Source organism: Psychrobacter sp. M13 (assembly GCF_030718935.1).
Classification (GTDB): Bacteria; Pseudomonadota; Gammaproteobacteria; order Pseudomonadales; family Moraxellaceae; genus Psychrobacter; species Psychrobacter immobilis_G.
Window position 1 is genome coordinate 147,077 of sequence record NZ_CP132194.1, and the last position, 12,447, is coordinate 159,523.

General features: G+C 42.5%; 7 protein-coding genes. All 7 read left to right on the forward strand.

The genetic code is table 11. The features are described 5' to 3' along the window. The first annotated feature begins 228 nt into the window (after positions 1 to 228). The 7 genes from sdhA to sucD all read left to right on the forward strand — a co-directional run bounded on the left by sdhA (position 229) and on the right by sucD (position 12,327). The gene (gene sdhA, locus Q9G97_RS00660; protein WP_305899318.1) at positions 229 to 2,079 is read left to right on the forward strand and encodes a succinate dehydrogenase flavoprotein subunit; all 1,851 of its coding nucleotides are present in this window, start codon (positions 229 to 231) and stop codon (positions 2,077 to 2,079) included. A 212-nt stretch (positions 2,080 to 2,291) separates the two neighbouring features. Then, positions 2,292 to 3,002, forward strand: a complete 711-nt coding sequence (locus tag Q9G97_RS00665) for a succinate dehydrogenase iron-sulfur subunit (RefSeq protein WP_305899319.1) — start codon at positions 2,292 to 2,294, stop codon at positions 3,000 to 3,002. 893 nt (positions 3,003 to 3,895) lie between these two features. Next, positions 3,896 to 6,763, forward strand: coding sequence for a 2-oxoglutarate dehydrogenase E1 component (locus Q9G97_RS00670; protein WP_305899320.1), 2,868 nt, complete (start codon positions 3,896 to 3,898; stop codon positions 6,761 to 6,763). Positions 6,764 to 7,040: 277 nt separating this feature from the next. Continuing rightward, positions 7,041 to 8,276: a 2-oxoglutarate dehydrogenase complex dihydrolipoyllysine-residue succinyltransferase gene (gene odhB, locus Q9G97_RS00675; protein WP_305899321.1), complete on the forward strand. Its 1,236-nt coding sequence runs from the start codon at positions 7,041 to 7,043 to the stop codon at positions 8,274 to 8,276. 273 nt (positions 8,277 to 8,549) lie between these two features. After that, positions 8,550 to 10,001, forward strand: coding sequence for a dihydrolipoyl dehydrogenase (gene lpdA, locus Q9G97_RS00680; RefSeq protein WP_305899322.1), 1,452 nt, complete (start codon positions 8,550 to 8,552; stop codon positions 9,999 to 10,001). Between the two features lie 134 nt (positions 10,002 to 10,135). Beyond that, positions 10,136 to 11,302, forward strand: a complete 1,167-nt coding sequence (sucC, locus tag Q9G97_RS00685; protein ID WP_201570958.1) for an ADP-forming succinate--CoA ligase subunit beta — start codon at positions 10,136 to 10,138, stop codon at positions 11,300 to 11,302. 149 nt (positions 11,303 to 11,451) lie between these two features. Continuing rightward, a complete protein-coding gene (gene sucD / locus Q9G97_RS00690) occupies positions 11,452 to 12,327 on the forward strand; it encodes a succinate--CoA ligase subunit alpha (RefSeq protein ID WP_201570960.1) in 876 nt (291 codons plus the stop codon). Positions 12,328 to 12,447 lie beyond the last annotated feature (120 nt).

Below are 12,447 nucleotides of genomic sequence, written 5' to 3' on the forward strand. Positions count from 1 at the left end.
ATAAGGGTCATGCGTAACCATATAGAGTAGATAACTTTATTATTATCTATTGAATTGTAAAATAGATTATTTAAACCTTAGGGTATAGAGTCTATTGATTTGCAATACTTATGGTTATGATGTCTATGAAATAATCAGCGCTATTGATATAGTAAATACCAAATAACCATTTGATAAATTATCCTTGTATTTAATCTGTGAGTATTAATAAGCATTAGGAACACTGTAATGGCAACTAGACAAGATAATACCATTAGTAATATTAAGACTCTAAACTACGATGCGGTCATCGTTGGTGGTGGCGGCTCAGGTATGCGTGCTTCACTACATTTGGCTCAAGCAGGTATGAAGGTTGCAGTCCTTACCAAAGTATTCCCGACGCGTTCGCACACAGTTGCGGCTCAGGGTGGTATCGGTGCAAGCTTGGGCAACATGAGCAATGATAACTGGCACTTTCACTTTTATGACACTGTCAAAGGATCAGATTGGTTAGGCGATCAAGACGCTATCGAATATATGTGCCGTGAAGCGCCAAAAGTCGTCTATGAGCTTGAACACATGGGCATGCCATTTGACCGTAACGAAGATGGCACGATTTATCAGCGTCCGTTTGGTGGTCATACGTCTAACTATGGCGAAAAAGCCGTGCAACGTGCTTGTGCTGCTGCTGACCGTACAGGTCACGCACTACTACATACGCTATATCAAAAAAACCTAGAGCAAGGTACTGAGTTTTTCATCGAGTGGATTGCGCTTGATTTGATCAAAGATGAAGCGGGTAACATTAACGGCGTCATCGCACTTGAGCAAGAAACCGGTACTATTGCTGTATTCCAATCACCGATTACTGTCCTAGCGACAGGTGGTGCAGGCCGTATCTTTGCGGCTTCCACCAATGCTTATATCAATACTGGTGACGGTATTGGCATGGCGGTACGTGCAGGTATTCCATTACAAGATATGGAATTCTGGCAGTTCCACCCAACGGGCGTTCATGGTGCAGGCGTACTGTTGACCGAAGGTTGCCGTGGAGAGGGCGCTATCTTACGTAATAAAGATGGCGAAGCATTCATGGAGCGTTACGCGCCAACTGTAAAAGACTTGGCACCACGTGATCTCGTATCACGCTCTATGGATCAAGAGATCAAAGAAGGCCGTGGTTGTGGTCCTAATGCTGACCATATCGTTATGGATATGACGCATTTGGGTGTTGAAACCATCATGAAGCGCCTACCATCAGTATTCGAGATTGGTAAAAACTTTGCCAACGTAGATATCACTAAAGAGCCTATTCCAGTTATCCCAACCATTCACTATATGATGGGTGGTATTCCGACAACGATTCATGGTCAAGTAATCACGCCTGATCTAGAAGCGGGTACGGATGAAGAAGGTCTATACACGAAAGGTACTATTGTTAAAGGTCTTTATGCCATTGGCGAATGCGCTTGTGTCAGTGTCCATGGTGCCAACCGTCTAGGCACGAACTCACTACTTGATTTATTGGTATTTGGCCGTGCTGCTGGTAAGCATATCGTTGATGAATTCCATCACGCTGACCATAACTACAAGCCGCTTGATCCTCGTGTCCTTGATTATACTGTGCGCCGTTTAGACAAGTTGCAACAGTCTACTGAAGGGTACAATGCTCAAGAAGTGGCTGACGAGATTCGCAGCACCATGCAACTGCATGCCAGCGTATTCCGTACTCAAGCAATGATGGACGAAGGCGTTGAGAAAATTCTAGCGCTAGGCGACAAAATCGACCAAATTCATTTGGCTGATAAGTCACAAGTCTTTAACACTGCGCGTATTGAAGCTTTCGAAGTTGCCAACTTGTATGAAGTGGCCAAAGCGACGATGATATCAGCAGCGATGCGCCATGAAAGTCGCGGCGCTCATAGTGTTGCTGATTATGATCGTCCTGAAGATGACGATTATGCGCCAAACGGCCGTAACGACCATGACTGGATGAAGCATACCTTATGGTATTCTGAAGGTAATAAAATCATTTATAAGCCAGTTCGCAAAGTTCCATTGACGGTCGATTATATCGAGCCAAAAGTTCGCGTCTATTAATCTTAGATGTTGTGCCTGATATACAGCAGCAGCGTTAATGTTTTATCCTTTATTAATTTATTAAGAAGGTGACCGCCAGCTACATGCACTTGCCAACGCTAACATACTATTAATCGATATTTGATATCGTTTATCAGTACGGATTAATAGTTAGCGTAATCCTGTTGCAATCTTTGTATGCCCGCCATCACCTACGTGTGGAGTTTAGCATTATGAGCCGAGGTACTCGCACCATCGAAGTCTATCGCTACGATCCTGATCTGGACGCAGCGCCACGCATGCAAACTTATACAATTGAGTTGTTAGACTCAGATCGTATGTTGCTTGACGTGTTATTACGCCTAAAAAAGGAAGATGAAACACTGACCTTCCGTCGCTCTTGTCGTGAAGGCATCTGTGGCTCTGATGGCGTAAACATCAATGGCAAAAATGGTTTAGCATGTTTAGTTAACATGAATACTTTGCCAGAAAAAGTAACGGTTCGTCCGTTGCCTGGCCTTCCAGTCGTTCGTGATTTGGTCGTTGATATGAACCAATTTTACGAGCAATATGAAAAAGTACATCCGTATTTAATTAATGACCAACCAGCACCGCCAACAGAGCGCTTACAGTCGCCTGAACAGCGTGAAAAACTTAATGGTTTGTATGAATGCATCCTATGTGCTTGCTGTTCAACCAGCTGCCCATCATTCTGGTGGAACCCTGATAAGTTCCTAGGTCCATCAGCATTGCTGCATGCTTATCGCTTTGTCGCTGATAGCCGTGATGGTGATACTCAAGCACGCTTGGCTCGTTTAGACGATCCATTTAGCTTGTTTCGCTGCCGCGGTATTATGAACTGTGTATCAGTCTGTCCCAAAGGTCTAAATCCAACCAAAGCGATTGGTCATTTACGTGTGATGTTGATTGATCAAGCTGGTTAATTTTTTGTTAATAGCGATATAAAGGGCACCGTCAAAAATATTGACGGTGTTTTTTTACGCCAATATTTTGTTTTTAATATTGAGCTACTTATCTTAGTTAACAGCATTAAAATAGACAGCTAAATATGATTGTTATCTATCAGATTGTAATTTTATAATCAAACTGTGTGAGAAGGCTGTAAAAAACAGACTTCTTATACGTAATACCCTTTACTATCTATCTTACCTGATAACAATTGGCTAAACGCATGACTAGTTTCAATAAATAAAATTAGTATTTATCGAATAGCTATAAAAATAGTCAAATAAAAATGCTATCATAGTGTCAGTTCGTTAAATACGGAAAATACTAGATATTTATTACTTAAATATCTAGTATTGAACAAACAAACTATGTCAGGCAATTTTTGCATGTTATTCTGTGCAGCAGTATATGTTTAGCATACAGATAGCGTATATTAGTCAAGGAAGAATCTTACAGCAGAAAATAGCTGTTCTGTCGGCTAGCTGAATATCCTAACTATCGATTGCAAGTGACTAAGTATTGAAGTCATGATACTAGGGCATTTACGTTTTAATGCTCTACGTTTATAATGATCAAATATATTATATCTATTGGCTATTTTTAGTATATAGCAATCAGTTTTGTGTGACGAGGTTGAAGATAAGACTGTACGTTCATAATTGATGATTACTAGCATTTAATAGCAGGCCTTATGTGTCTATCATCCGTGATAGCTATTCAGGTAATTGATAGCATAGCGCTGATAAACAATTACATTCCTACTAATTTTTTCTAATGGCTACGCCACCTGTCAAAGTGCCTAGCATATGACGGATCACACAACAATAAGCACAATTTCATTCATTTATCTATCAAATAGACGATTATTATGAATAGTATAACCAAACAAGCAAATGATTCAGGACACACTGAACTCGCCGCTGATAACGCCCATTATATTGAAGCCCTTTATGAGCAGTTCTTAACCGACCCTACTAGTGTCGATACAGAATGGCAAAACTACTTTAAACAGTATCAATCGCCAAATGACGCTCATCATAATGCCATTCAAGATCAGTATCTTTTATTAGCACGTAACCAAACGGCGAATAAGAGATCTGCTGCCTCTAACACCAATAGTAACGTTGATTCGGCAAACTGTGCTGACCCTAAACAGATGGGTGTACAACAACTCATTTCTGCTTATCGTCGCCGTGGTCATCGCCGCGCTCAGCTTGATCCTTTAGGTTTGCATCCTCGCCCTGAGGTTGAAGATTTAAGCTTGGCTTATCATGGTCTAGCAGAATCAGATTTAGATACTATTTATCCTACCAGTGACTTAAATATCGGTAAGTCTGAAGCGCCATTACGTGAGATCATTGAGGTCATGGAGCGTGTTTATTGCCGTTACATTGGCACTGAGTATATGCATGTCACTAGCAGTACCGAAAAGCGCTGGATGGAAAAGTACTTAGAGAGCAATTTAGGTCATATTGATTTTGATAAAGAAAAGCGCTTAGCTATTCTTGAGAGCTTGACAGCTGCTGAGGGTTTAGAGAAGTATTTGGCTCGTAAATATACGGGCGTAAAACGTTTTGGTCTAGAAGGTGGTGAGAGCTTTATACCTGCCGTTAATGAGATCATCCAACGTGCTGGCAGCTACGGTACTAAAGAGATGGTTATCGGTATGGCGCATCGCGGTCGTCTTAATTTATTGATAAACGTTTTAGGTAAAAATCCAGCTGATTTATTTGATGAATTCGATGGTAAAGTACAACCAGAAAAAGGCTCAGGCGACGTCAAATACCATAATGGTTACTCATCAAATGTGATGACGCCGGGTGGCGAGGCACATTTAGCCTTGGCCTTTAATCCCTCGCATCTTGAGATTGTATCGCCAGTATTAGAAGGTTCAGTACGTGCGCGTCAAGTTCGCCGTAACGATACCGATGGCAATCTAGTATTACCTATTGTCGTCCATGGTGATGCTGCTTTTGCTGGTCAAGGTGTGGTACAAGAGACCTTCCAGATGTCACAAACCCGTGCCTATACTACAGGTGGCACGGTACATATTGTGATCAACAACCAAGTTGGCTTCACAACCAGCCGTCAAGAAGACGCGCGCTCAACAGAGTATTGTACTGATGTTGCAAAAATGGTGCATGCACCTATTTTACATGTTAATGGCGATGATCCAGAATCAGTGGTATTTGCTGCGCAGTTGGCATTAGATTATCGTCATGAGTTCGGTAAAGATATTATTCTCGACTTGTTCTGCTATCGTCGTAACGGTCATAACGAAGCTGATGAGCCATCAGCGACTCAGCCACTTATGTATGCAGTGATAAAAAAGTTAGACACTACTCGTACAATATATGTGCAAAAGCTAGTCGAGGCAGGCGTTATTAGTGAAGCTGAAGCAGTTGAATACGAAGATGAGTATCGTGAGTCATTGGATCGTGGTGAATACGTCGTTAATTCATTAGTGTTTGAGCCAAGTGAAGAGCTGTTTGTCGATTGGAAACCTTATCTAGGTCATGAATTACAAGATGATTGGGATACAAGCGTCGATATCGAAAAATTAAAATCTTATGGTCGCAAAATGGCTGAAATGCCTGAAGGCTATAAGTTACAGCGTCAAGTAGGTAAAGTTGTTGAACAGCGCTTAGCAATGCAAACTGGTGAAGAGCCATTGAACTGGGGTGCTGCTGAAACTTTAGCTTATGCCTCTTTAGTCGACAACGATGATATTATGGTGCGTATTACTGGCGAAGATGTCGGTCGTGGTACTTTCTCACATCGTCATAGCGAGCTATACAATATCAATGATGGCAGCATGTATGTGCCATTGGCTCATGTCAGTGATACTCAAGCTCGTTTCGCTACTTATAACTCTCTATTATCAGAAGAGGCGGTACTTGCTTTTGAGTATGGGTATGCCACTACAGTTCCTAATGCAGTGGTTATTTGGGAAGCGCAGTTTGGTGATTTTGTTAATGGCGCGCAAGTCGTTATCGATCAGTTTATCGCTAGTGGTGAGACCAAATGGCAGCGCGTTTGCGGCTTGACTATGTTATTGCCACACGGCTTTGAAGGTCAAGGCCCTGAGCATTCTTCAGCACGTCTTGAGCGCTTCTTACAGCTATGTGCTGAAGATAATATGCAAGTGATTACCCCAACGACGCCTGCGCAAATATTTCATGCGCTACGTCGCCAAGGGGTGCGCCCGATCCGTAAGCCTCTGATTGTTATGTCGCCTAAGAGCTTGTTACGTCATAAGCTTGCCACCTCAGAGCTAAATGAATTAGCCAATGGTAAGTTTGAGACTGTCTTGCCAGAGATTGATAAGCAAGATGCTAGCAAAGTCACACGTTTAGTATTATGTGGCGGTAAGGTCTATTATGACCTACTTGAGCAGCGCCGTGCTTTGGGTCTAGATCATGTGGCTATCGTGCGTATTGAACAATTGTATCCATTACCAGAAGCGCGTTTGGTTGATGAGATCGAAAAGTATAGCAATCTTAAAGAGATTGTTTGGACACAAGAAGAGCCATTAAACCAAGGCGCTTGGTACTACCTAGCTCCAGATATGTTCCGTATTGTTGTGCCACATCCAACTAAGGCTAAGTTGATTGAGCCAGTAGCACGTCCTGCTAGTGCAGCTCCTGCAACAGGTTCAGCGAAGCTACATGTGCAGCAGCAGCAAGCGTTAATCGCAGGTGGTCTTGGTATTGAAGTAGATCAATTGGCTAAATAGTTCACTTTATGAATGACAGTTATTCGCGTTTTATGTTAAATGCTAATAACTGTCGCTCAAACGTTTGATAGTACAAATCTGCACTTAGAATATCAGTATTTAGAAAAGTCGCATTTGAAAACAGTATTTAGAATAACAGTATTTAGAATAACAGTATTTAGAATAACAGTATCAGGCGATGACAGTCAGCAGTTAACTACTTACTATCAGTTATCCGTGCAACTGCCTATCAAGACTTTATAACCTATAGCAATATTTAAATTTAAGGAGTATATCGATGGCTGAGATTAAAGCCCCCGTGTTTCCAGAATCGGTTGCCGATGGCACAATCGTTGAATGGCATGTCACTGAAGGTCAGCAAGTTAGCCGTGACGACCTACTAGCCGAAATCGAAACTGATAAGGTAGTATTAGAAGTCGTTGCACCTGACAATGGTGTCGTTACTAAGATCGTCAAGCAAGTCGATGATATTGTATTATCTGATGAGCTTATTGGTGAGTTTGAAGCGGGTGCTACCGCTGAAGCTGGCTCTGCTCATGCTGTTGATCCAGATCAGCCTGCTGCCCCTGTTCAACAAAAAGAAACGGGTTACGGCGATACACCAAGTCGTCCAAATGCTCCTGAAGCTGATCATAAAGATCAAAGCCCAGCAGTACGCAAAGCCGCAAAAGAGTCAGGCGTAGATCCTAAAGATGTCGAGGGCAGTGGTCGTGGTGGTCGAGTCACTAAAGGCGATATGGCAAGCCCAACTCTAAAAGCTGATAGTAGTATCAAGACTGACAGTGGTAAGGTTGTTGCAGAGTCAACGGGTGAGCGCAGTGAGAGCCGCGTACCTATGACGCGTCTACGTAAGACAGTTGCCAATCGCTTATTAGCAGCTTCTCAAGAAACTGCAATGCTAACTACGTTTAACGAAGTCAATATGAAGCCGTTGATGGATATGCGTGCTAAATATAAAGAGCAGTTCGAAAAACGCCATGGCACACGTTTAGGCTTTATGTCGTTATTCATAAAAGCGGCGACTGAAGCGTTGAAACGTTTCCCAGCGGTTAATGCTTCATTGGACGGTGATGACATCGTTTATCATGGTTACTATGACATCGGTGTTGCGGTATCTTCTAATCGTGGTCTAGTAGTACCAGTACTGCGTGATACCGATCAAATGAGTATGGCTGATGTTGAAGCCAAAATTCGTGAGTTCGGTGGCAAAGCACAAGAAGGTAAACTTGGTCTAGACGATATGATCGGTGGTACATTCACTATCTCTAACGGTGGCGTATTCGGATCACTCATGTCAACGCCTATCTTGAACCCGCCACAAACGGCTATCTTAGGTATGCATGCCATTAACGATCGCCCAATGGCAGTTAATGGTGAAGTTAAAATCTTGCCAATGATGTATCTTGCATTGTCTTATGATCACCGTATGATTGATGGTAAAGAAGCGGTACAGTTCTTAGTAACCATTAAAGAATTGGTTGAAGACCCAACTATGCTACTTTTAGATCTTTAAATTTTTGGGCTTGTATTGGCAATTGCTAGTACAAGCTTTTTAGTTATTATCTAAGCGCTTATTCACTCTAAGCTATTCAATATATCTGTCATCTTAGTTATTCTGCATCATTCAATATGAAAAATCAGCTTTAGTGATAGCCATGACTTATTAGTTATAGAGTCATTAAGCTTTGATTAATATTACTACGCGTTGATTACTACTATTAAGCTTTGATTTGTAATTTAGATGATTCACAAATTTTTAACTATACATAAAATATGGAATTCCATTATGAAAGACAATTATGATCTAGTCGTTATTGGCGGTGGTCCTGGTGGTTACGAAGCAGCTATCCGTGCAGGGCAGCTAGGTATGAGCGTTGCTTGTATCGAAAAACGAGTTTATAAAGGTGAACCTGCTCTTGGTGGTACTTGCTTGAACGTCGGTTGTATCCCGTCAAAAGCACTACTTGATAGCTCGCACCGCTATGAAGCTACTAAACATGATCTCGATGAGCATGGCATTAGTACTGGCGATGTTGCCATCGACATTGAGAAAATGATTGAGCGTAAAGAAGGTATCGTTAAGCAGTTAACAGGCGGCGTTGCAGCACTACTAAAAGGCAATGGCGTTGACTGGCTACAAGGCTGGGGCACGTTGGTTGATGGCAAAGGCGCTGACAAGACTGTTAAATTTACAGCACTTGCAGACGAAGCAGAAAGTACTATTACTGCTAAAAATGTCATTCTTGCAGCAGGGTCTGTTCCTATTGATATCCCAGTTGCCAAAACTGACGGTGATCGCATCGTCGATTCTACGGGCGCGCTTGATTTTACTTCAGTTCCTAAGCGTTTAGGTGTCATCGGTGCAGGCGTTATCGGTCTTGAGCTTGGTTCAGTATGGCGTCGTCTAGGTAGCGAAGTAGTTGTATATGAAGCGCTTCCAAGCTTCTTAGCCGCTGCTGATAAAGACATCTCAAAAGAAGCTGGAAAAATGCTGAAAAAGCAAGGTCTTGATATCCGTGTCGATACCAAAGTAACTAATGCTGAAATTAAAGATGATCAAGTGGTTGTCACTAGCGAAAATAAAGGCGAAGCATCAGATGAGAGCTTTGATAAGCTGATTGTGTGTGTGGGTCGCCGTGCTTATTCTGAAAAGCTATTGGGTGAAAATAGTGGTATTCAGTTGACTGAACGTGGATTAATCGACGTTGATGATCAATGTAAGACTAATCTTGATGGCGTGTACGCTATCGGTGATTTAGTCCGTGGCCCTATGCTTGCGCATAAAGCTATGGAAGAGGGCATGATGGCAGTTGAGCGCATCCATGGCGAAAAAGCTCAAGTTAACTATGAGACTATTATTAATGTTATCTATACCCATCCAGAAATCGCATGGGTTGGTTTGACTGAGCAAGAAGCGACCGAAGCAGGTTATGAAGTCAAAACAGGCTCATTTAATTTAGCCGCTAACGGCCGTGCATTGGCTCAAAGTGAAGCACAAGGCTCTATCAAAGTCGTTGCTGATGCCAAGACAGATAGATTGCTAGGTATGCATGCTATCTCTGCTGGTGCTGGTGATATTGTTCACCAAGGCATGATTGCGATGGAGTTCGTCTCTAGTATCGAAGACTTGCAACTGATGACGTTTGCACATCCAACGATCTCAGAAGCCGTCCATGAAGCTGCTTTATCTGCAGATGGTCGCGCTATTCACGCTATTCAGCGCAAAAAACGTAAATAAATAACGCATTATTAGCTGATCATAGCGCAGTTTTATGATAAAGACTGTCGCTGTGATTGCCAGTGCGTCAGACGAACGTTGTCGCGCGCTCACTTTCACTTTTTATTAATTGTAAAAAATAAAGGATACAATCAATGAATTTACATGAGTACCAAGCAAAAGAGCTATTAAAAAGCTACGGTTTGCCCATTCAAGAAGGCATTATTGCCTATAGTGGCGACGAAGCTGCTGCAGCTTTTGATAAAACCCCGACGGATATTGCGGTTATCAAAGCGCAAGTACATGCTGGTGGCCGTGGTAAAGCGGGTGGCGTAAAGCTCGTTAAAACTCGTGAAGAAGCTAAGCAAGTCACTGATGAATTAATCGGTACTAACTTAGTGACTTTCCAAACTGACGCTGATGGTCAGCCAGTTAACTTTGTACTAGTTGCAGAAGATATGTACCCCGTACAGACTGAGCTATATCTTGGCGCTGTAGTAGATCGTTCTACTCGTCGTGTAACTTTCATGGCATCAACCGAAGGTGGTGTTGATATCGAAGAAGTTGCAAATGAGACCCCAGAAAAAATCTTTAAAACGAGTGTTGATCCATTAGTAGGCCTAATGCCTTATCAAGCGCGTGATGTGGCGTTTCAGTTAGGTTTAGAAGGCAAACAGATCAATCAGTTTGTAAAAATAATGACTGGTGCTTATAAAGCCTTTGTTGAAAACGACTTTGCCTTATTGGAAGTTAACCCATTAGCCGTCCGCGAAAACGGCGAGATTGTTTGTGTTGATGGCAAAATCGGTATCGACTCAAACGCTTTATATCGTTTACCAAAAATCGCTGCGCTACAAGACAAAACTCAAGAAAATGAGCGTGAGCTAAAAGCGGCCGAGTTTGACTTAAACTATGTTGCCCTAGAAGGTAACATCGGCTGTATGGTCAACGGTGCTGGTCTTGCAATGGCTACGATGGACATCATCAAATTGTATGGCGGCAAGCCTGCTAACTTCTTGGACGTTGGCGGCGGCGCAACTAAAGACCGCGTTGTTGAAGCTTTCAAGATCATTTTGGAAGACAGCAGCGTTGAGGGTGTGTTGATCAACATCTTCGGTGGTATCGTACGTTGTGACATGATTGCAGAAGCTATCATCGCGGCTATCAAAGAAGTTAACGTAACAGTACCAGTCGTTGTTCGTTTAGAAGGTAACAACGCTGAGCTTGGCGCGAAAATTCTAAAAGAATCTGGTCTGAAATTGATTTCAGCTCAAGGGTTAGCAGATGCGGCTCAAAAAATTGTCGATGCTGTTAAAGCTTAAGTCTTTAATGATTAGTGTTTAGAAATAAGTACTAAAGCATAGTAGTCAAAGCGTAATAGTGGTTTCATAGCTAGGATTGATTGCCAAAATTTGATAGCAATCATATTGAAGATCACTATTACAAGACAACCGAATACAAGGAATAAATAATGAGTGTATTAATCGATAAAGATACCAAAGTATTGGTACAAGGTTTTACGGGTAAAAACGGCACGTTCCATTCTGAACAAGCCATCGAATACGGTACTAAAGTGGTAGGCGGCGTGACCCCAGGTAAGGGTGGTCAAACTCACCTAGGTCTGCCTGTATTCAACACTATGGCAGAAGCTATGGCTGAGACTCATGCTGATGCTTCTGTTATCTATGTACCAGCACCATTTGTACTAGATTCTATCGTTGAAGCGGTAGATGCTGGCGTGAAGCTGATCATCGTGATCACTGAAGGCGTGCCTACTCTAGATATGCTAAAAGCAAAACGTTACATCGAAGAAGCAGACGGCGTGCGTATGGTTGGTCCTAACTGCCCAGGCGTTATCACTCCAGGTCAGTGCAAAATCGGCATCATGCCAGGCCATATCCACATGCCAGGTAAAGTGGGCATCATCTCACGCTCTGGTACTTTGACTTATGAAGCAGTAGCCCAGACGACTAAGCTTGGATTTGGTCAATCAACGTGTATCGGTATCGGTGGTGATCCTATTCCTGGTATGAACCAGATTGATGCATTAAAACTGTTCCAAGAAGATCCACAAACTGAAGCTATCATCTTGATCGGCGAGATTGGTGGTACCGCTGAAGAAGAAGCGGCCGCTTATATCAAAGACAATGTCACTAAGCCAGTTGTTGGTTATATCGCTGGTGTTACGGCTCCAGAAGGCAAGCGTATGGGTCATGCTGGCGCTATTATCTCTGGTGGCCAGGGTACTGCTGAAGAGAAATTCAAAGCCTTTGAAGATGCTGGTATCGCTTATACGCGTGACCCGTCTAAACTTGGTGATAAGCTAAAAGAAGTTACTGGTTGGTAAGATGGACTTCGGTTTATCTAGCTAAACACTAGAACTCTGTTGAAAAATCAAGGACATCCCTAAAATGGGGTGTCTTTTTTTTATTTTTTATTGCATTATCTCTTGCAAGTGGCAGTCAGT